The organism is Bradyrhizobium shewense (genome assembly GCF_900094605.1).
Classification (GTDB): Bacteria; Pseudomonadota; Alphaproteobacteria; order Rhizobiales; family Xanthobacteraceae; genus Bradyrhizobium; species Bradyrhizobium shewense.
Genome location: NZ_FMAI01000028.1, coordinates 67,730 through 86,295, shown reverse-complemented (window position 1 = coordinate 86,295; position 18,566 = coordinate 67,730). Strand labels below are relative to the sequence as shown.

Below are 18,566 nucleotides of genomic sequence, written 5' to 3'. Positions count from 1 at the left end.
CCAGTCGCCTCCACCCCGATCAGGGTCGGCGGACAGGCCACAAGCCGCGCAACAAGGTCTTCCAAGCCCTTGCCGTCGCGCCCGACGGCAAATGCTTCTCCGCTCGGACGCATATGAACGTCCAACCGGTCCTTCGATACATCGATGCCAACATAGATCGCGTCCATCTGCACCCATCCTTGCGCAACCGGGCTCGCCAGGCGGCCCTCGCGACTGTTCGGGTTCAATGGAACAACGGACGGGGCGCCGCGCTGAGGTACGGGCTTCAAAGCCCTTGGATGAAGCGGTCTCCCGTCCGTTACCGCACCGGACACTCTATCCGATCCAGCGATTCGAGACTTACAAGGATGACGGGATCGAGGCCTTCGCCCCGTCCTTGCTCGCGAGCAGCACATCCTTCAACCCGGTCGGGTAGAGGCTCGGTCCGCCATCTCCGTCGAGGTCGGCAAGGTCGAACCAGCGTGCGACGATCGGCTCTCCATTGTCCTCGAGGAAGTCGATGCGGTCCTGCCCGGCGAAGGCGCCCTCCGCAAGCACGACCTCCGCGACGAACATTACCTCGTGGCCGGTCGATCCCTCGTGCACGAAAATGTTCTCCAGCACCAACGGCTCGCTTGTGATGGTGACGTCGATGCCGAGCTCCTCGTTGAACTCGCGCATCAGGGCAGTGCGCCAGCTTTCGCCGAATTCGATCTCGCCGCCGAGCGGCCGAACGCCCTTGATCCGCCCGGCATCGTCGCGAATTTCGGCCGCCAGCAGGCGCCCGTCCCGCCAATGCAGGCCGATCGCGACGACGCGGATGTGGGGATGAGGGCGCCAAATGGTCATAGCGGATCGTTATCGCGCGCGCCGCCTCCGTGCAATGCGCGGCGGCCGGGTACTGTCAGGCCAGGTCTTGTCAGGCCGAGCTTGATCAGATTCGCAGGCTTGATCCATCATTCGCCGCCTGCCATTGTCCGATCATTCGCCACGGCAACGAGCTGGTGCGATCGAGCTATCGCGTACGGCGAAATGCATCGCCTCGCCGGATGTGAAGAGAAGGCAGGCTATTGAGATGAGCAGCGTGAATAAGCCCGGTGGCAACTACTTGCCGGTGATCATCCATGGTGGGCTCGCTTATGTCAGTGGCCAGCTGCCGCGTCGCGGCGAAGACCTGCTTTATGTGGGGAAGGTCGGAGCAGGCGTCGATATCGTGGCCGCACAAGAAGCTGCTGCGCTTTGCGCTGATCTCTGCATTTCCGCCATCAATCACGCCACAGGCGGAGAGGACCGGATCGTCCAGGTCCTGCAGCTCGTTGGATACGTCGCTTCAGCGCCTGGATTTACCCAGCAGTCGCAAGTCATGAACGGTGCCTCCGACCGGCTGATCGAACGCCTCGGCGAGCGCGGTCGTCATACGCGGACGTCGGTCGGCGTCGCCGAATTGCCGCGAGGGGCGCCGGTCGAGCTGAGTATGATTGCCGCTGTTCGGTCATAGCGGCGGCCCTATGTGACGAGATATTTGGCGACCGCCGCCTCGTCCCACGCAATCCCGTTGCCGGGCTCCTCATTCGGCAGCGCAAAGCCGTCCTTGATCTTTAGCCGCGTCGAAAGCACAGCGTCGGCCCAATCGACATATTCCAGCCAGTGCGCCGTCGGCGTCACGCAGAGCAGATGCGCGCTGACTTCCGAGAACAGATGCGAGGACATCTGGATGCCGGCGGCATGCGCGAGCGATGCGGCGCGCATCCAGCCGGTCACGCCGCCGATGCGCTGCACGTCGGGCATCACGTAGTCGCAGGCCTCAGCCGAGAGCGCTGTCTGCATCGAAAAGGCGCTGTCAAAATTCTCGCCGATCTGGACGGGCGTATGCAGTGCGTCGGCAATGCGGGCACAGCCGGCATAATCGTCGTGGCGGATCGGCTCCTCGATCCAGCTCAGCCCCTCGTCGTCGAGCATCTCGCCGCGTTGGATGGCCTCGGTCACCGTCAGTGCCTGGTTGTAGTCGCACATCAGCGTCACCTCGTCGCCGACGGCCTTTCTCACCGCGCGGACGACGGCGAGATCCTCCCGCGCATCGGGCCGGCCGACGCGGATCTTGGCGGCCTGAAACCCCTCGGCTAGCAGCTTGTGCGCCTCCTCGACCGCGGCGCGCGCCGGCATGATGCCGAGCCCCTTCGAATTGTAGGCCTTGACCGGCTTCGGCGCGCCTCCGAGCAGCCGTGCCAGCGGCAGGTCCTTGCTGCGGGCGAGCGCGTCCCATGCCGCCATGTCGATGCCGGATTGCGCCAGCCGCTGCAGGCCGGCGAGGCCAAGCAGGGTGAAGCGCTGAGTCAGCTTGCGCTCGATCTCGAACGGCAATAGCTCGTCGCCGGCGACGAGCTCCGACATCTCCGTGACCATCGCCGTCAGCGGCTTCAAGGCCGACGGTGTGATCGAGAACAGATAGGCGTGCCCGCGGGCGCCCTGGTCGGTCTCGCAGTCGATCAGCACCAGCGGAGCCTTGGCGACGGCGCCGGTCGAGGTCTGCAGCGGCAGGTTCATCGGCACGATCACGGGCCGCGCATGGAAGCGTTTGATGCGAATGGTCTCGGTCATGAGCTCTCCAGGCGGGGCAGATGCAGGTCGATGCCGATCTTAAACAACTGTGATGAAACGAAAAGGCGCGTTCTGCGACCACGATGAGTTTCAGCGCCGCATCTCAACGGAAACATGCATGATCGCGCGTCTAATGGACGCATTATCAAACGCTGTTTGTGCGATTTCTGCTTGGGAGCAGTGGTATGATTGGCACGTGGAAATTCGTTGATGGAGGTACTTGCTCCGACCAAAATTTGTGACCTGCAACCCACCTGGGAGGAAACCATGAGGTGTCATCTCAATTCATCGCGGATGTGCGGTTGTGTTGTGCTTGCTTTGGCAGTCCCGTCGGGCGCTGTCCCGGCTTTGGCTGAAGAAGCGGGCCAATGGTTCGGTCGAGCCGTTCTGGTCACCCTGTCCAGTAAGAGCGTGAAGCTGGAAGACAGGGCTGACCATACGGTCTCGGTCACCGAATTCGACGGCGCCGTGTTCAATGCTGATGGCAAGCCATTCCTCGACAAAGCTCGATATCAGGTTGTCGATCTGACGGATGCCGGCAGTTCCAGCAGCGGCCATAAGACCTTCACAGAAGCAGACGGATCCAAGGTCTTTGCCAAGTACGTCCTGAAAGACGCGAAGCCGAAAGAGTTCCGCGGCACCTTCGAGTTCACGGGTGGCACGGGAAAATATGCAGGGATCACGGGCCGCGGTGAGTACCACGTCGTGCTGGTCAGCGACACGGCCTTGTGGGATGAACTCCGCGGCGAGTACAAAATTCCGGCGACCGTCGGAAGTTCGCGACCTGATCCGACCAAATGAACTTTTGGCACCACCTACATGAGGCTATCTCTAGACCGGCCCCGCTGCGGCTGAAGCCGAGCGGGGCCTTTGCATATCGAGCGGGAAGTCTTGCGGCCGGTAGCGCATGAGGAACCGTCCACGTCGCATTACGTTTCTATTGGTTGTGGAGGCCCCTCATGAGTAAAGAGTGGAATAGCCACCGCACCTCAGTCGTCCTTTTCGCTTTTGCGGTAATCGTCGCAATACTCGCGGCGTTCGTCACGACGCTCGATGGGGTCGACACAATGACGGCGAGCAATGAGGCTCCGCCCGGTACGACGGGCCTCGCAAAGCCACATCCGCCACTGGACCGAGCACCAGGCCAGCCGGTACTCGGTGACACTGTGTCGCCGCATAGCGCGCCTGCCCGGTGACTGGAGCCGGCGTGAGGACGGTGTTACCGCGCCGCGCCTTCGGTGAAGGCGGTCTCGATCACCTCACCGAACGGTTGCCACGATCGGCCGTCGAACTGGACCAGCCGCATCTGCTTGATCGGCAGATAACTGGTCGGCGAGGTGTTCATCCTGATGTTGGGCAGCGCGACCGAGGGCTGATAACCCTTCAGCGAAGCCGCCTGATGCATGATGTTCGCGCGTGAGAGGTCGTCGCCGCATTGCTTCAATACCTGCGTCAGCGCCTCGGCCGCGGCGTAGCCATAGAGCGCGGCGCTGCTGTTGGTGCTTTCGACGTGATGATATTTGTCCATGAAGGCGAACCAGTCCTTCATGGCAGGGTCGTCTTTCCATGCGGGATCACTCGGGTCCTTCAAAAAGGCCGCCGAGATCACGCCAGACGAATTCTCCAAGCCCGCGGGCGCCATCGCATTGGCGATCGAGGCGGAGGTATCGTTGACGATGAAGACCGGGCGCCAGTTGAGCGAAGCCGCGAGCCTGATCACCTTGGATGCCGTCGACGGCACGCCGAGAAAGACGAAGATATCGGCACCCGCGCGCTTAAGGATCGAGACGTGCCCGTCGAGATGCTCGTCGCCGATGTCAAAGGCGATGTCGACGAGGACATGGCGGTTCAGATCGCCAAGTCCGTCTTGGATCCCCTTGTAGAGCATGCGTCCGAACTGGTCGTTCTGCCAGAGCACGACGATCTTCTTCCTGGGATAATAGGCCTGAATGTAGTTGGCGTAGATGCGCCCCTCCGACCGGATCGACGGCTGCCAGCCCATGGTCCAGGGGAAAGCCCTGGCCTGGCTCAGCTCCTCGTCGCCGGAGGCGACGAAAAGCTGCGGCACCTTCTTCTCGTTCAGATACCAGCGCGTGGCGAGATTGCCGGGCGTGCCGAACGATCCGAACATCAGGTGCACGTCGTCTGTCTCGACCAGATTGCGCGTCAGCTCCAGCGCGGTCGTGGGATCGGAATTGTCGTCGCGCGTGATGAAGCGGATCTTGCGGCCATTGATGCCGCCGCGCGCGTTGACCATGTCGAAATAGGCGGCCTCCGCCTGACCGATCGCGCCGAATTCAGAGAGCGCTCCCGAATACGGCATGACATTGCCGATGCGGATTTCCTTGTCGCTTATGGGTTGGTCCGGGCGTTGCTCGGACATCGCGCCAAGCGACGCGAGTGCGGCGATCAAAACGAACAGCAGTCTGCCGGTGACGCGCATGCTCGACACCTTGTCGTTGGCCCCCAACGAGGTTCGGCTCAGTCCGCACCAAGGCGAGTTGATCTAGATCAGGCGTTTGGCAATCGTGTGACTTGGCAGCCCGCTTCAATACAGCGCAGGCCCGCACGAAATGGCAGGCGTGCTGACACGCGTTACGGCAGCCCCCGCGCCTCGAGCTGATGCACCAGCAGCAGGGTCGGTTCGGCGAGGCTGTCGCCGGAGCCATCCAATCCGAAGGCGGAGGCGATGCCGTCGCGGCTGCGCAGCAGCGCGCTGCGTGGACAATGGCCGGCGCCGCAGAGCGTCTTCTTCAAGGTCTCGCCCTGCGTCACGAGGCCAGGGGAATCGTCCGCGGCCCAGGCCAGCACGATCGGCACATCGACATTGAGGATGCCGGGGAATACCGAGCGCGCGTTGTACTGGCTGGCGTCGCCGCCGAGATAGGCCTTCTCGCTGTCGCTGGCGTCCTTGCCGGCGCGGTAGATGCCGGACACCAGCACGACAGCCGCGACATCGGCGCGGTCGGCCTGGAGCTCGGGATGCGCCAGCAGGGTTGCGACATGGAACGCGCCGGCGCCGTAGCCGACCGCGACGATCTCGCGGGCATCGCCGTTGAACAGGTCGATATTGCCGTGAACCCAGGACAGCGCCGCCGCCACGTCGGTCGCTCCCATCGGCCAGGTCGCTGCGGGCGCCAGGCGATAATTGACGCGCACTCCGATCATGTCGTTGCGGGCGGCAAAGCACATGGCCTGGTCCTGGATCTGGCGCGACAGCTCGGGCGCGGCGCGGTCGCCGGTGAAACTGTCGCCGGCCACGAACAGCAGCACCGGCCGCGGCGTATCCGCCTTGGTCGTGCTGGCGGCGACGTCGAGCACATTGGCCTCGTTTTCGCCGTAGCGCAGGCCCCGCGAGAAGGTGACCTGCTCGCACAGCCGCGCGGTGCCGCCGGCGGTGGTGTCGGAATCGGTCAGGCCTGTCGGGATGAGGTCGGAGGGCGGCGTCAACCGCGCCGGCAACGGGCCATGCGCGGATGCTGTCGTGATGGTCAGAAACAGGAAAAAAGCGAGATAATTCTTCATTTGGTGCCGGCCTTTGCGCCCCCCATATTGGTTCGCCGGTTTGGCCTGTCTTTTCAATTCGCCTTATTCGTCCGCCTTGAGGCGATTTCACGGCACCTTTGGTTCGGCGACAGCAAAGCTATCACCCCGGAAGCCCCACCGCCGTCGCGTGCGAGATTTTCGGCCGCGCCCGGCCTTCGGGCGCACTGGGGACGACGTGGCCCATGTGACGACGTGGCCATGTGAGGACAGGTTGCGGCCCCCCGCATCCATGGCTTCCGAGGTCTCAGGCGGCGCTCTTGCGCTTGGCTTCCTTCTTCGTCGTCTTCTTTGTCGTCTTCCTGGCCGATTTCTTCTTTGCCGTCTTCCGGGCGGCGAGATAGGCCTCGACCTTCCTTGAAGAATGGCCGGCCGCGGCGACGGCAGCTTTCAGCTTGGCCGGGGTGATCTTGAATCTCTTCGACCAGTAACGGACCTCATAGGCCTCGCTCAGCGCGATCCGGCTCTTGTCGGAGGCGCGGTGCTTCTGGAGCTTGATATACGCCTCGACCTTCTTGGCGGAACGGCCGACCTTCTTGACGGCGTATTTCAGCTTGGCCGGGGTCACCTTGAACTTCTTCGACCAGTAGGCGACTTCATATTTTTCGGTGAGCGCAATCAGCGCCCGATCGGCCCCGCCGCGCTTTGCCTTGTTGTCGGCCATGCTTCCCTCCTGCCGCGGAATGCGTGCTGCCAATCTAGCATGCAACCGGATTCGGAAGGCAAGACGCAAGCCGTGCGGTGATTGCGCAAGGCGGCGGTTTTGCACCGATGTGTCAAACCCTTGTGCGGCGTGGCCACGCCTCGGGCGGAACGGGCGTTCTACTTTGCATGGGGTTGTTTTCGCATTTTTTGTTTGGCCGGCCGCGTTAGGCCCGCTTCATCGTCCGGAACGTGATGGAGTAACGCCGCGCCTCGACCGGCGGGATACTGTGCTCCCATTGCGAGCGCGCCTCGCCCTCCATCATGTACAGTGAGCGCGGCTGGGCCTCGAGCGTGTGACGCTGCCATTTGTCGCCGTTGCGGCGGCGGAAGCGGAATTTGCAGGCCGAGCCGAGCGACAGGCCGAGGATCTTGTCGAAGTGCGGCTTGTCGCGGTGCCAGCCGATGCCGACCCCGGCCTCGTACTCGGTGCAGAGCACCTGCCGGACGCTGGCCTCCGGCAGCTCCGCCCAGGCTTCGGCCTGACCCGCGATGGGCAACAGCCAGTCCGGGATCGGGTCCGCCTCGGCCAGCCGCTGCAGCGTGTAGTCATAGCGATAGCCGAACGACGCCACCCGGCGGTTGCCCTCGAACGCCCCGAACTGGAAGCGCTCGAGCGGCAATGCTGCGATGCGGCCGATCAAGGATTGCTCGACGGCGGCTTCGATAAAATTGTCCGTGTAGCGAAGTCCGGTCGGGCCTTCATCAGGGACGGCGAACAAGCCAAGCTGCGTCATTCCTCGCATTTCCGTGATGGAACCTAATGGCGGCTGATGCGACTTACATATGACGCGGGAAGAAACGTGCGAGGCTGTCATGGCACACAAGCATACCGCCGATCCGGCCGAGATCATGCGGGCGACCGGTCATCCTGAGCTGGAATATGCCGCCGGCTGGACCATCGCTGGTCTCGTCACCATCGGCACCATCGTCGCGGCGTGGGTGTTCGCGATCTAGGCCGCAGGGAACTGAAGTTCGAAGGCGACGCCGGTTTCGGTCGGCTTGAGCCTGATCGAGCCGCCATGGCTCGCCATCACCGCGCGCGCGATCGCAAGCCCCATCCCGGTGCCGCCCTGGTCGCGGCGGGTGGTGAAGAATGCATCAAAAATCCTGTCGCGGTTCGGCGCCGAGATCGGCTCGCCGTCATTGCTCACCGTCAGACGCAAGGTCGTGCGCTCGTCCACAGCCTCCAGCCTGATCGTCCCGGCCTTGTGCCGCATCGCGTTGTCGGCGAGATGCGACAGCACGATCAGCGCCTTTTCGCCGGACATGCCGATGGGGCGGTCGAGGCTGCCGCTGGCCTCGATGGAGCTGGCCGGAAACCTGTTTCTGAGGTCGGCGATGACGGGCGCCAGCTCCGTGCGCTCGTTCTGCGGCAGGCTCTCGGCGCGCGCCAGATCGCGCAGCCGCTGCGCCATCGCTTCCAGCCGCTGGGTGTCGGACAGGATGTTGGCGATGAATGTCTTCTGCTCGGCCGGCGTCAGTCCGTCAGACCTGCCTTGATAGGAATCCTGCAGCAGCTCGGCCGCGCCCTTGATCGAGGTCAGCGGCGATTTCAGCTCGTGGGTGAGATGGGCCGAGAACGTCGCGATGTAGTCGGAGCGCCGCGCCAGCTGCTCGGCCATGCCGAGGAAGCTGTGCGAGAGCTGGGCGAACTCACGCGTGCCGTAATGCCGGAGCGGCTGGAAGGCCTCGCGGTCGCCGCGGCCAATCCGTGCGGCGCGGTCGATCAGCTCGCGCATCGGCAGGGTGATGGTGCGCGAGAACACCAAGCCGATCGCGATCGTGCCGAGGATCACGGCGAGCCCCGCTAGCACGAACTTGCCCCGCTCCTGGTACAGATGGTCGAAGATGTTGCTCGGCGTTCGCGTGGTGTAGATCACGCCGGCGACGCGGTTGTTGACGATGACGGGCATCGCCGAGAACACGTGCACGCCGAGGCCGCGGCTGAAGGAATAGATCGGCGGCGGCGGCTTGTCCGGCACGCGGTTGCGTAAAGTCGCGCGGTATTGCCCGTGCAGCGCGTCCGCGACCTCCTCGATATGGGCGAGCGATTGGCCGACCTCTTGCCGCCCGGCGATGACGACGCCTTGCGGATCGAGGATACGAAAGCCCGCCAGCGTCACCTTCTGGGTCTCGCGGATGATCGGCGTCAGCCTTGCGCCGATCTCGACATAGGCCGCCTGCGACGGATGAGACGCGGCTTGCGCATCCGGTCGCCGCCGCAGCAGATCGTTGGCGGTCAGGTCAAGTGCTGGACGGATCGGCGTGACATGGTCGCCGGGGTCGGGCAGCACGTTCGGCGGCACCTCGGCGCCGAGCGTCAGGCCGCTGTCGAGCCTGGCCGTGACCTCCTGCGCATAGATCGTCGCCAGCACGCGGCTTTGCGCGATCAGCTCGGCCTGGGTCTGGCGGATCAGCTGGTTGTCGTAGAGGCGGAAGAAGAACAGGCCGACCAGCGGCAGCACGCCAACGGTGGTCAGCACCGTGAAGATCACGAGGGCGAGCGACGGCCGCCATTTGTCGGGTGCCGCGCTCATGCCGCTTTCTCGCAGCGGCCGAGCTTGAAGCCGACACCGTGGATGGTCTCGATCGCGTTGTCGCAGGCCAGCACTGCGAGCTTGGCGCGGATGTTGCGGATGTGGCTGTCGATGGTGCGGTCGGAGACCTGGATGTTGAGCTGATAGGCCGCCCGCATCAGTTGCTCGCGGTTGAACACCGAAGTCGGCCGGGTCAGGAAAGCGCGCAGGATGCCGAACTCGATCGCGGTCAGCTTCAGCGGCGTGCCGGCAAAGGTCGCGACATGCTGCTCGGGGTCGATCAGCAGGCCGCCTTGCGACAGCGCGGTGGGACCCGCCTTGATCTCGCCATTGCGCGGACTGAGGCGGCGGAGAATGACATTGACCCGCGCCACCAGCTCGCGCGGGCTGAACGGCTTGGTCACATAGTCGTCGCCGCCGATCTCGAGGCCCAGGATGCGGTCGATCTCCTCGTCGCGCGCCGACAGGAAAAGGATCGGCACGTCGGACGTCTTGCGGATCTCGCGGCAGACATCGAGGCCGTCGAACTCGGGCATGCCGATGTCGAGCACGATCAGATCGGGCCTGTCGGCGGCAAAGCGGCTGAGCGCCTCCTTGCCGTCGCGGGCCTCGATCACGTCCATGCCGGCCTTCTTCAGCGCAACGCGGATGACCTCGCGGATATGGCCTTCGTCGTCGACGATGAGAATGCGATGCGCCAAGAAACTCTCCGCTCACCCTGCCGGCCGGCTGCCGGACTGATCTTTCACCTGCGCGTCCAGCCTGCGCTGCAGCCGCCAGCTCCGAAAGCCCCAGCTCCGCCAGGCCAGATCCTGGCGTTGCTGTTCTACAAGGCGGTCGCGTCGGGACACAAGACAGCCCTCGCCGGCGCCGGGCCGGAGCGCGATGGCCCTGTCGATGGCGGGGAGTGCCTGCGGTCCGAGCGTCAGGAGATAGTCGATGTCGATCTGCACGCCGTTGCCCGATGCTTCCCGGCTGTGGGCGACATTGTAGTCGGCAATGAAGGCGTCGAAGTTCACGAGCGAGCAGCCATAGAGCACGATCGCGAGCGCGATCAGATTGACGCCCACGAGCCATTGGTTGGACCGGTTGAGGGCGATGCGGGTCACGATCAGGACCAGTCCGAGCGCGACCAGTCCCATCCAGATGAAGGCCGCGATCCGCCAGTAAGTCAGCATGTAGATGTCGACGTAGAGGTCGAGGCGAAGGATGGAAGAGGCGACGAGAAGCACGTTCTGCCCGACCCAGAGATAGACCAGCGGCCGGATCACTGGCGATTTCTCGGCCGGCCCGCCCGGGCGCATCGCCACCAGCACAAAGGCCGCGGCGAGCAGGGCGGTTACGATCAGCGGATAGGCGCCGCGATGCGCATAACCCGCATAGGTCAGATTGTCCGGCAGCGCCATATGGCCCCAGAGATAGATGCCGTCGAGAATGGACTGCGCCGCGAACAGCAGGTTGAACAGGATCAGCGAGCGCAGGATGGTGGAGGGACCAAGAAACTCTGCCGAGACCAGAGGCGGGAGCGGCGGCGGCACAGGTCCGTCCGCGACGGCGGTGGTGACGATCGTCTTGCGCCGCCAGCGCACATGGATGAACGGCCAGACCAGAGCCAGCGTCAAGGCCCAGAACAGTACGCGCGGGATGCTGATATATTGGAGGATGAGTTTCGGATTGAGCAGAAACACCCATTGCTCGATCACCGGATTGGCCGCGGCGAACAGCGCGATGAAGACCGTGCTGAGTGCTGCGGGGAGCAACCAGCGCGCGATGCCGCGGGTCAGCGCCGACGCGTTGAATACCTGGGGCGCATCGAGGAAGAACCTGAAGGGTCCGAGCAGGACGAAGTTGCGCAGCGCGCGGACGCGGTCGGCGAGCCCGGTCGTTTCCGCATTGGTCACGAGCAGCAGGGCGATTAGCGTCGCCGCGACGAGGATCAGCAACGAAAGCGCGTTGAGCTCCTCGACGGCCGGTGCGAGGCCGACGATGAGAATGGCTGTGCCGATCAGGGCGCGCCGCAGGTTCAGGGCCGCGTGATTGAAGAGCACCGACACGCAAGCCGTGACGATGGCAAAGAGGGCCAGCGACAGGCCGATCCGGTGGCCATAGAACAGCCAGTCCGCCAGTGCGGCCAGCGCCAGCGCCAGCGCGACGCCGAGCTTGGCCGGAATGGTGGAATGCCTGAGCGGCTGGAGGTCCGCTGCTATCGTCGAAGCCAGGCTCGTCATGTCCAGAAGACCTTTCGTGATGGGTGGCATCACGAAGTTTGAACGGCGCTTGTGCAGAAGCCGGGACCATCGTCTGCACGGTTTCAGGAGTCTTTTGCAGTTTTCGTGCAGGCGCGCGTTTGCCTCTCGCAGAGCGCAAATCGCTTTGATAGGTGCGAAGCATCGCCACTCCGAGCGCGTGATGCATCATGCAATTCCTCCGCCGTATCGGTCTCATTCTGCTCTGGCTTGCCGCGCCTGTCGTCGCATTCGCGGCCGCGAACAAGAACGATCCCTATCTGGTCCCGTTGCGCGGCGCCGGAAACATCGCGCTTGTCGTCGCAAGCATCGCGGTCGTCATCCTCCTGCTGCGCAGAGGGCGGTGGCGAACCATCGCGGGCAAGCTGCTGGTCACGCTCTGGTGCTTGCCGCCGGTGCTGATGTCCGCGGCGCATCTGAAGTTTGAGCTGCGCAAGCACGACGTTCTCGGCGCAAGTGCCGCCGAGGCGCGACAGCTCGGGCCTCATTTCATGGTCGGCTATTCCTCGTTTCCCGAGGTCGCGCGCCTTGCCGAGCAGGGATTGATCGGCGGCGTCTATGTGACCCGGCACAACATCAGGGGCCGGACGATTGCGGCGCTACGTGCCGAAATCTCGGCGCTTCAGGACAAGCGGCGCGCGGCGGGCCTGCCGCCGCTGGTCGTCGCTGCCGACCAGGAGGGCGGCATCGTCGGGCATCTTGCCCCGCCGCTGACCAAGGTGCCGGCGCTGGCGACGCTCACTGGGCTAGCTCCCGACGACCAGCAAGCCAAAGCCGAAGAATTCGGCCGCATTCACGGACACGAGCTCAGTGCGCTTGGCGTCAACCTCAATCTCGCGCCGGTGCTCGACCTCAAGCCGCCGGCAAGGCGCAACCGTCTCGATTTCCACACGCTGATCGGCCAGCGCGCGATTGCAACCGATCCTGCCGTCGTCAGCACGATCGCAAGTGCCTATGTCCACGGGCTGGAAGAATCCGGCGTCGGTGCCACGCTCAAGCATTTTCCGGGCATCGGCCGCGTGCGCACCGACACGCATCATTTCAGCGCCAATCTGGATACGCGGGTCGGGGAGTTGGAAGCCACCGACTGGCTTCCGTTCCGCGAGGTGCTGTCGCATTCGCGCAGCGCGCTGATGGTTGGGCATGTCACGCTGACCGCGGTCGATCCCGACCGCGCCGCCTCGCATTCCAAGCGCGTCGTCGACGGCATTATCCGTGACAAATGGGGCTATCAGGGAGTGGTGATGACCGACGACCTCGTGATGGGGGCGATCTACCAGAACGACGTCTGCAAGGCCGTGGTCGAGGCGATCAATGCCGGCGTCGACCTGCTGCTGGTCGCCTATGACGGCGCGCAGTTCTACCGCGTCTTCGCCTGCGCTCTGGGCGGCTTGCGGCAGGGCAAGCTCGACGCGGCGATGCTGCGCGCCAGCGCGACGCGGCTGGAAAGAGGATTTCCGGTCGAGCAGGCACGCGCAGGCCCGGGCGCGATCAGCCTCGCCCGTCAGGACTAAAGCATGATCCGGAAAAGTGCGCAGCGGTTTTCCGAAAAGATCATGCTTAAACAACAAGCTAAAGCGCGATGACGTTTCATCCTAATCGTATCGCGCTTTAGCCTTTCACATACTGACGGTAGTCCGGCTCGCGGTGAAACCAGAACTCGTAGCCGGTGATGCCCTTCTGCATGGCGACGTCGTGGATCGGCTGGTTGAGCGGAACGACCGGAACGTCGCGGATGCAGAGCGCGATGAAATCCTTCACGCATCGGTCATACTCGGTCGCGTCCGCGGTGAAGCGGGCCTTGTCGATCAGCGCGTCCATCTCCTTGTTCTGGTAGGAGGAGATGTTGAAGATCGAGTTGTTGCCGTGGAAATTCCAGTAGAAGTAATATTCGGGATAATCGAGCCAGCCGCTGAAACGGTTGAGCGCGAGCGGCAGCTCCTTCTTGTTCAGCGTCGTGCGCCAGTTCGCGCCGGGGATCTTTTCGATTCCCGCCTTGATCCCGATCTTGGCGAGGTTCTCCTGGATCAGGATCGCGGTCGGCTCGCCAACGGTCGCGGTGCCTGTGTCGAGCGACAAGGTCGTCTCCAGGCCGGAGGCGAAGCCGGCTTCCTTCATCAATGCCTTGGCCTTGTCGAGATCGGTGACATAGGGAAACGGCTGCGGCCAGACCGGCTTTGAAACGTCGGCGGCGCCGCCGTACATGGGAACGGCACGGCCGAAGAACGCGCTGCTCTGGATCTGCTCATACGGCATCGCCCAGGCGATGGCCTGCCGCAGTTTGACGTTGTCGAACGGCGGCTTTGCGGTGTTCAGAGCAACGTACCAGAGCGCATTGGGGATCGGCACGCCCGACACCTTGACCTTGCCTTCCCTGATGAGCTGGTCGAAATCGCGCGGCGCAAAGCCGCTCGACAAGTCCGCATCGCCTCGCTCCAGCATGGCGCGGCGGGTCCCGCCGGAGGGAACGTCGCGTGCGATCACGCGCCTGATCTTCGGCAACGGTCCGCTCTTCCAGTCGTCGAAGCGCGCCAGCACGGTCTCGCTGCCGGGCTTCCAGCTCTCGATCCTGTAGGCGCCGCCGCCGGCCTCGTTGTTCTTCAGCCACGCCAGCGCCCACGGATCTTCGGCCGTCGCATTTTTCTTCGCCAGCTCGGAATTGATGATGAACGGCACCACGACGGCGACGTTGAACAGCAGCATCTTGTCCTTGCGGACGTAGTCGATGCGGAAGGTGTGATCGTCGACCACCACGAACTGCTCGGGCTTATCCAGCGATCCCGCGGACATCTGGAAGGTCGGAAAGCCGCCGACCTTCACCGCGCGGTCGAACGACCATTTGACGTCCTTGGCCGTCACCGGCGTCCCGTCGTGAAACTTCGCGTCTTTTCGCAGGCGGAACGTGCAGGACATGCCGTTGGCCGCGACCTCCCAGCTCTCGGCGAGTTCGGGCGCGAGCTTCTCGCGATCATACGACAGCGTTCCGTCCGGCAGCGTCTTGGAGGCGTAGGAGAGCAGCCGGTCGTAGCAATTCCACGACAGCCCGTTCACGGTCTGGTTGGAGCCGACGCCCTGCATGTCCAGCGAGTTCGGACCCAGCTCCTGCACCACCAGCAGCGTCTCGCTCCGGCCCTGCGCCCAGGCGAAGGGAGGGGCGACGGCACTGATGCCGGCGGCACCCACGCCGCCGAGCACCAGGCTGCGGCGGCTCATATGGAAGGGTGAACTGCTCATGGGGGCCTCCTGTCCGGCAATTGTCCGGTATCGAGAGGCAAGGTGTGTGCCACCGGCACGAATGATCGTACCGTGTCCGTGGCCGGCCGCCCCGCGCGATGGCGCGAGACGGTTTCATTCGGTGCGTCTGTGCGTGCGCCCGGCGTTTCCTATTCGGCCTGCTCCAGTGCGGCAGGCATCTTCGCAACCGACATCAGCGATCGCGCGACCTGATTGAGCAGGAGATCGGCGTTTTCCTCTTCGGCGAGGGATTTGGAGAGCAGGGCCACCACTGCGCTATGCCGGAGCTGTTGCGCCAGGTTGCGCGCGGTGGTGTAGCCGGACATCTCGTAATGTTCGACGCGTTGAGCCGCAGAAATCAGCGCGAGGTCGGCGGCCGCGTCTTCCTTGTCTTCGCCTTCCTTCATGACCTCCTGGCCTTCCTCGATCAGGCCCATCATGCCCTTGCAGGGCTTGGCGCGTGCGTTCTCGCCGAGCAGCTCGAAGCATTCGTTGATGCGCTCGATCTGATTCTCGGTCTCGGCCAGATGCTGCTCGAACAATTCCCGCAGCTGGTCGAAGCGGGCGGCCTGCGCCATCTTGGGAAGCGCCTTGGTCAACTGCTTCTCGGCATGGAGAATGTCGCGCAGTTCATGGAGCAGGAGATCGGTCAGGCCGGCTTCGTCGACGGGCGGTGAGCTCTCCGTGACGATCGGCGTGCCGGCGCCGAGATCGGCGGACTGCAGCGCAGGCGATTCCGTGAACACCCAGTCCTCACCCTCGTTCCAGGGACCGCGGGTGTCGATTTCGCCGTGGTCACCGCTGCCGGTGGAGTCGTTGAAGTACTGGTTTACGAGGCCGGGCGTCGGCGCGATCCTGCCGACGCTGAAGGCCGGCTTCGACAAGCTTTCGAGCGCTCGCGCGAACGCCTTCATATGAGTGATCTCCCGCGTCATCAGGAACTGGAGCGCGTCCTTGCTGCCGGCGTCGTCGCAGAAATTGATCAGCCGTTCATAGACGATCTTCGCGCGCGCCTCGGCGGCGATATTGCTGCGGAGATCGACGTCAAGCTCGCCGGTGATCTTGAGATAGTCGGCGGTCCAGGGATTGCCTTGCGAATTGAACAGGTTGACGCCGCCGCCGCCGGCGATCGCGATCAGCGGATCGGCTTCCGCCGCCTGGCGGTCATTCTTCGAAGGCGCAAGATGCATCCGTGCGAGACAACCGACGACTTCGAGATGGCTGAGCTCTTCGGTGCCGATATCCATCAAGAGATCCTTGCGGTCGGGGTCCTCGCAATTCAAACCTTGAATCGAATATTGCATCGCGGCCGCGAGTTCCCCGTTGGCGCCGCCGAACTGCTCGAGCAGCATATTGCCGAAACGGGGATCGGGTTCGTCGACACGCACGGTGAACATCAGTTTCTTGACGTGGTGATACATGGGAGGGCTCGCGCTCTGAGGGAAACTATGCGCGACAACCGACCCTCGAAATGTTCGTTCCTAGCTCTCGTCGAGATTCAGATCTGGTGCTGCGGAGCGCGTCTACGCGTTCGTTGGCGTCGGCGAGATCTCTGCGGTCCCGCGCGCCGCGCGCCTCTACGCCGCCCGCGCGATCAGTCCGTCAATCATCGCGCGCACGAGGCCAGCGATTTCCTTGCGGAGCGCCGGCAGCGGCACGGCGACCAGCTTCTGCTCCAACCCCAGCGCCACCATGCCATGGACCGCCGAGAACAGGCTGCGTGCGGTGATGCCGAGCTCTTCCGGGCCGCGCTTTGGAAACAGCGCGGCCAGCGGTTGGTAGATGTGGCGGAACAGCCGCATCTGGTCGTCGACGGACCAGTCGGGGACGACCTTGTCGGCCTCCATGCGGTGCTCGAACAGCGCGCGCCAGAGCTGGAGATTTTCCGCCGCGAAATCGCAATAGGCGATGGCGATGCGGACCAGCGTCTCCTGCGGCGAGGGGGCGCCCGCGCGTTCCGCCACGCTGAGCGCCTCGTCGAGCCGGAGCAGCGTGCGCGACCCCACACGCAGGATCAGCTCGTCCATATCGGCCACGAGATTATAGACCGCACCATTGGCGCAGCCGATCTCGCGGGCGAGATCGCGGGTTTTCAGCCCCGACAACCCACGGTCTGCGATCGTCCGTTCCGCCGCCAGGATCAGCGCGGATCGAAGTTTCTCTCGACGTTCCAAGGCCTTAGACACGCACGGGCCAAATTCTTGAGCGTTGCTCAAATTTCTCTTGAACAATGTTCAAGGTTGTTGCTACAAAGTATGTGTGAGCAACGCTCATAACAGGGAGCAACAGATGTTCAAGACCGTCGTGACACTTTTCCGCGGCAGCGTGGCCGCCGCGGGCGAAGAGCTGGAGGACCGCACGGCCCTCCTCATTCTCGACCAGCAGATGCGCGATGCGGCAGCCGCCGTCGAGCGCAGCAAGCGGACGCTGGCGCTGGCGATCGCGCAGGATCAGCAGGAAGGCCGCAAGCTCGAGGCGACGATCGCCCGCATTGCCGATCTCGAGACGCGCGCGGTTGCGGCGCTCGACGGCGGCCGCGAGGATCTCGCCAGGGACGCTGCCGAAGCCATCGCAGGCTTGGAGGCCGACCGCGATGCGGCGATGACGGCCCGCGCCCTGTTCGCGACCGAGATCGCCCGGTTGAAGCGGCACGTCGCAACCGCGCAGGCCCGCATCACCGAGCTCGATCGCGGCCGCCGCGTCGCCCGCGCCTCGGAAGCGGTGCGCTCGCTTCGCCGTAGCGGCATCGAGGCGGCACGCCCTTACGAATCCACGTTGCCGGAGGCGGAGAGCACCCTGCGGCGCCTGCGCGAGCGGCAGATGGAAACCCAGGCCGCCGATGATGCGCTGGTCGAGCTCGATGCGGCGACCGGTCCGCTCGCCACCGCCGAGAGACTCGCCGAGCAGGGTTTTGGCCCCCGGTTGAAGACGACTGCGGACGACGTGCTGGTCCGGTTGAAGTCCAAGCGCGCGCCGACTGTCTGATCCCCAACCCCATCATCATTCGAACCAACAGGAGACCATCATGAACCAGAACGGCCAACCCCATAGCAGCGCCTGGGTGACCTTCACTTACGCGTCCTTCGCAGCCTCCGCGTTCCTCATCGCCATCGGTATCTTCTTCCTGCCGATCGACTTCTGGATGAAGGGCTATCTCACCATGGGCATCGTCATGCTGATCCAGACCTGTATCACCCTGACCAAGACCGTGCGCGACAATCACGAGAGCAGCCGGCTGGTGAACCGCATCGAGGATGCCAAGGCCGAGCGTTTGCTGATGGAGGTTTCCAAGGCGGCTTGAAAAATGTGCCTTGCGCCAATCGGACGACGAGCAAGAGAGCCGCGGAGCGTCGCTCCGCGGCTCTCGCGTCCGCGACCACCCGGAATGACGTTTTGATCGGGCCTTCCGATCCGCATCCCGCATTGTACTTCGAACGCAGGTGCGTTATGGCTCTCGCGCTTTCCAGAGGCGGAGACGAGCTTTGTCGAAACAATCGCTGCGTGAGGAGGCCGAGCGCCTGATCCGCGAATCGATGGAAAAGAAGACCATCGTCGTCAAGCAGGGCGCGACCCGCATCGAGGCCGTCTGCGGCAAGTGCGGCGCGCCGAACCGGGTCCAGGCGGAGAAAGGCCAGACCCGGGTCAAGTTCGCTTGCAAGAATTGCGGGCACCAGCAAGAGACGCTGTAGCTTTCTTACCCTCTCTCCTTGTGGGAGAGGGTGGC

19 protein-coding genes and 1 pseudogene are annotated in these 18,566 nt (G+C 64.0%); 7 read left to right on the top strand and 13 right to left on the bottom strand.

Translation table 11 applies throughout. From position 1 onward, the window contains the following. Window positions 1–167, bottom strand: a pseudogene (locus GA0061098_RS46420) (IS110 family transposase); the annotation flags it as partial. Window positions 168–339: 172 nt separating this feature from the next. Continuing rightward, window positions 340–828, bottom strand: coding sequence for an NUDIX hydrolase (locus tag GA0061098_RS35470; RefSeq protein ID WP_091966041.1), 489 nt, complete (start codon window positions 826–828; stop codon window positions 340–342). Window positions 829–1,054: 226 nt separating this feature from the next. On the opposite strand from GA0061098_RS35470, the gene GA0061098_RS35465 reads away from it, so the two are divergent. Further along, the gene (locus GA0061098_RS35465) at window positions 1,055–1,477 is read left to right on the top strand and encodes a RidA family protein (RefSeq protein WP_091966040.1); all 423 of its coding nucleotides are present in this window, start codon (window positions 1,055–1,057) and stop codon (window positions 1,475–1,477) included. 8 nt (window positions 1,478–1,485) lie between these two features. Here the strand turns inward: GA0061098_RS35465 and GA0061098_RS35460 are convergent, their stop codons facing one another. Next, window positions 1,486–2,577 carry an enolase C-terminal domain-like protein gene (locus GA0061098_RS35460; RefSeq protein ID WP_091966039.1) on the bottom strand — a complete coding sequence of 364 codons (1,092 nt, stop codon included), beginning with the start codon at window positions 2,575–2,577 and terminating at the stop codon, window positions 1,486–1,488. A gap of 210 nt (window positions 2,578–2,787) precedes the next feature. Here GA0061098_RS35460 and GA0061098_RS35455 point away from each other — a divergent pair, with 210 nt between their 5' ends. Then, window positions 2,788–3,378: a hypothetical protein gene (locus tag GA0061098_RS35455; RefSeq protein ID WP_129591012.1), complete on the top strand. Its 591-nt coding sequence runs from the start codon at window positions 2,788–2,790 to the stop codon at window positions 3,376–3,378. A 418-nt stretch (window positions 3,379–3,796) separates the two neighbouring features. Here the strand turns inward: GA0061098_RS35455 and GA0061098_RS35450 are convergent, their stop codons facing one another. The 4 genes from GA0061098_RS35450 to GA0061098_RS35435 all read right to left on the bottom strand — a co-directional run bounded on the left by GA0061098_RS35450 (window position 3,797) and on the right by GA0061098_RS35435 (window position 7,559). Then, window positions 3,797–5,020, bottom strand: coding sequence for an ABC transporter substrate-binding protein (locus GA0061098_RS35450; protein ID WP_091966045.1), 1,224 nt, complete (start codon window positions 5,018–5,020; stop codon window positions 3,797–3,799). 152 nt (window positions 5,021–5,172) lie between these two features. Next, on the bottom strand, window positions 5,173–6,102 hold the full coding sequence (locus GA0061098_RS35445) for an alpha/beta hydrolase (protein WP_091966037.1): 930 nt from the start codon (window positions 6,100–6,102) through the stop codon (window positions 5,173–5,175). A 265-nt stretch (window positions 6,103–6,367) separates the two neighbouring features. Beyond that, window positions 6,368–6,784, bottom strand: coding sequence for a DUF3606 domain-containing protein (locus GA0061098_RS35440; protein ID WP_091966036.1), 417 nt, complete (start codon window positions 6,782–6,784; stop codon window positions 6,368–6,370). A gap of 205 nt (window positions 6,785–6,989) precedes the next feature. Then, window positions 6,990–7,559, bottom strand: a complete 570-nt coding sequence (locus GA0061098_RS35435; RefSeq protein ID WP_091966035.1) for an alpha-ketoglutarate-dependent dioxygenase AlkB — start codon at window positions 7,557–7,559, stop codon at window positions 6,990–6,992. 79 nt (window positions 7,560–7,638) lie between these two features. Here GA0061098_RS35435 and GA0061098_RS45340 point away from each other — a divergent pair, with 79 nt between their 5' ends. Beyond that, window positions 7,639–7,779 (top strand): hypothetical protein, encoded by a 141-nt coding sequence (locus GA0061098_RS45340; RefSeq protein ID WP_018321489.1) that lies wholly within the window; start codon window positions 7,639–7,641, stop codon window positions 7,777–7,779. On the opposite strand, the gene GA0061098_RS35430 is transcribed toward GA0061098_RS45340, so the two are convergent. The 3 genes from GA0061098_RS35430 to GA0061098_RS35420 are packed head-to-tail and all read right to left on the bottom strand — an operon-like array spanning window position 7,776 to window position 11,590. Further along, on the bottom strand, window positions 7,776–9,362 hold the full coding sequence (locus GA0061098_RS35430) for an ATP-binding protein (protein ID WP_091966034.1): 1,587 nt from the start codon (window positions 9,360–9,362) through the stop codon (window positions 7,776–7,778). The two genes, GA0061098_RS45340 and GA0061098_RS35430, sit on opposite strands and share 4 nt — an antisense overlap. Further along, window positions 9,359–10,063 carry a response regulator gene (locus GA0061098_RS35425; RefSeq protein WP_091966033.1) on the bottom strand — a complete coding sequence of 235 codons (705 nt, stop codon included), beginning with the start codon at window positions 10,061–10,063 and terminating at the stop codon, window positions 9,359–9,361. The genes GA0061098_RS35430 and GA0061098_RS35425 overlap by 4 nt, the downstream gene beginning before the upstream one ends. Window positions 10,064–10,075: 12 nt before the next feature. Further along, window positions 10,076–11,590 carry a DUF4153 domain-containing protein gene (locus GA0061098_RS35420; RefSeq protein ID WP_165637809.1) on the bottom strand — a complete coding sequence of 505 codons (1,515 nt, stop codon included), beginning with the start codon at window positions 11,588–11,590 and terminating at the stop codon, window positions 10,076–10,078. Between the two features lie 188 nt (window positions 11,591–11,778). Here GA0061098_RS35420 and GA0061098_RS35415 point away from each other — a divergent pair, with 188 nt between their 5' ends. Next, window positions 11,779–13,122, top strand: coding sequence for a glycoside hydrolase family 3 N-terminal domain-containing protein (locus tag GA0061098_RS35415; RefSeq protein WP_091966031.1), 1,344 nt, complete (start codon window positions 11,779–11,781; stop codon window positions 13,120–13,122). Window positions 13,123–13,219: 97 nt separating this feature from the next. Here GA0061098_RS35415 and GA0061098_RS35410 read toward each other — a convergent pair whose 3' ends face one another. The 3 genes from GA0061098_RS35410 to GA0061098_RS35400 form a co-directional block, all read right to left on the bottom strand. Further along, the gene (locus tag GA0061098_RS35410) at window positions 13,220–14,842 is read right to left on the bottom strand and encodes an ABC transporter substrate-binding protein (protein WP_091966030.1); all 1,623 of its coding nucleotides are present in this window, start codon (window positions 14,840–14,842) and stop codon (window positions 13,220–13,222) included. Between the two features lie 149 nt (window positions 14,843–14,991). Then, window positions 14,992–16,263 (bottom strand): DUF892 family protein, encoded by a 1,272-nt coding sequence (locus GA0061098_RS35405; protein WP_091966029.1) that lies wholly within the window; start codon window positions 16,261–16,263, stop codon window positions 14,992–14,994. Window positions 16,264–16,419: 156 nt separating this feature from the next. Continuing rightward, window positions 16,420–17,028, bottom strand: coding sequence for a TetR/AcrR family transcriptional regulator (locus tag GA0061098_RS35400; RefSeq protein ID WP_091966028.1), 609 nt, complete (start codon window positions 17,026–17,028; stop codon window positions 16,420–16,422). A 103-nt stretch (window positions 17,029–17,131) separates the two neighbouring features. Between GA0061098_RS35400 and GA0061098_RS35395 the strand changes: the two genes are divergently transcribed. The 3 genes from GA0061098_RS35395 (at window position 17,132) to GA0061098_RS35385 (ending at window position 18,531) form a co-directional block, all read left to right on the top strand. Further along, window positions 17,132–17,827, top strand: coding sequence for a PspA/IM30 family protein (locus GA0061098_RS35395; protein WP_091966027.1), 696 nt, complete (start codon window positions 17,132–17,134; stop codon window positions 17,825–17,827). Between the two features lie 40 nt (window positions 17,828–17,867). Continuing rightward, window positions 17,868–18,143 carry a YiaA/YiaB family inner membrane protein gene (locus GA0061098_RS35390; protein ID WP_091966026.1) on the top strand — a complete coding sequence of 92 codons (276 nt, stop codon included), beginning with the start codon at window positions 17,868–17,870 and terminating at the stop codon, window positions 18,141–18,143. Between the two features lie 181 nt (window positions 18,144–18,324). Further along, window positions 18,325–18,531, top strand: a complete 207-nt coding sequence (locus GA0061098_RS35385) for a hypothetical protein (protein WP_008145196.1) — start codon at window positions 18,325–18,327, stop codon at window positions 18,529–18,531. Window positions 18,532–18,566: the final 35 nt, after the last annotated feature.

Excerpts from the sequence above, each read along its gene's own strand:
- GA0061098_RS35390 (WP_091966026.1), top strand. The coding sequence starts at position 17,868 with ATGAACCAGAACGGCCAACCCCATAGCAGCGCCTGGGTGACCTTCACT.
- GA0061098_RS35450 (WP_091966045.1), bottom strand. The coding sequence starts at position 5,020 with ATGCGCGTCACCGGCAGACTGCTGTTCGTTTTGATCGCCGCACTCGCG.
- GA0061098_RS45340 (WP_018321489.1), top strand. The coding sequence starts at position 7,639 with ATGGCACACAAGCATACCGCCGATCCGGCCGAGATCATGCGGGCGACC.
- GA0061098_RS35470 (WP_091966041.1), bottom strand. The coding sequence starts at position 828 with ATGACCATTTGGCGCCCTCATCCCCACATCCGCGTCGTCGCGATCGGC.
- GA0061098_RS35405 (WP_091966029.1), bottom strand. The coding sequence starts at position 16,263 with ATGTATCACCACGTCAAGAAACTGATGTTCACCGTGCGTGTCGACGAA.
- GA0061098_RS35430 (WP_091966034.1), bottom strand. The coding sequence starts at position 9,362 with ATGAGCGCGGCACCCGACAAATGGCGGCCGTCGCTCGCCCTCGTGATC.
- GA0061098_RS35435 (WP_091966035.1), bottom strand. The coding sequence starts at position 7,559 with ATGACGCAGCTTGGCTTGTTCGCCGTCCCTGATGAAGGCCCGACCGGA.
- GA0061098_RS35455 (WP_129591012.1), top strand. The coding sequence starts at position 2,788 with ATGGAGGTACTTGCTCCGACCAAAATTTGTGACCTGCAACCCACCTGG.
- GA0061098_RS35410 (WP_091966030.1), bottom strand. The coding sequence starts at position 14,842 with ATGAGCAGTTCACCCTTCCATATGAGCCGCCGCAGCCTGGTGCTCGGC.
- GA0061098_RS35440 (WP_091966036.1), bottom strand. The coding sequence starts at position 6,784 with ATGGCCGACAACAAGGCAAAGCGCGGCGGGGCCGATCGGGCGCTGATT.
- GA0061098_RS35460 (WP_091966039.1), bottom strand. The coding sequence starts at position 2,577 with ATGACCGAGACCATTCGCATCAAACGCTTCCATGCGCGGCCCGTGATC.
- GA0061098_RS35395 (WP_091966027.1), top strand. The coding sequence starts at position 17,132 with ATGTTCAAGACCGTCGTGACACTTTTCCGCGGCAGCGTGGCCGCCGCG.
- GA0061098_RS35465 (WP_091966040.1), top strand. The coding sequence starts at position 1,055 with ATGAGCAGCGTGAATAAGCCCGGTGGCAACTACTTGCCGGTGATCATC.
- GA0061098_RS35445 (WP_091966037.1), bottom strand. The coding sequence starts at position 6,102 with ATGAAGAATTATCTCGCTTTTTTCCTGTTTCTGACCATCACGACAGCA.
- GA0061098_RS35415 (WP_091966031.1), top strand. The coding sequence starts at position 11,779 with ATGCAATTCCTCCGCCGTATCGGTCTCATTCTGCTCTGGCTTGCCGCG.
- GA0061098_RS35420 (WP_165637809.1), bottom strand. The coding sequence starts at position 11,590 with ATGACGAGCCTGGCTTCGACGATAGCAGCGGACCTCCAGCCGCTCAGG.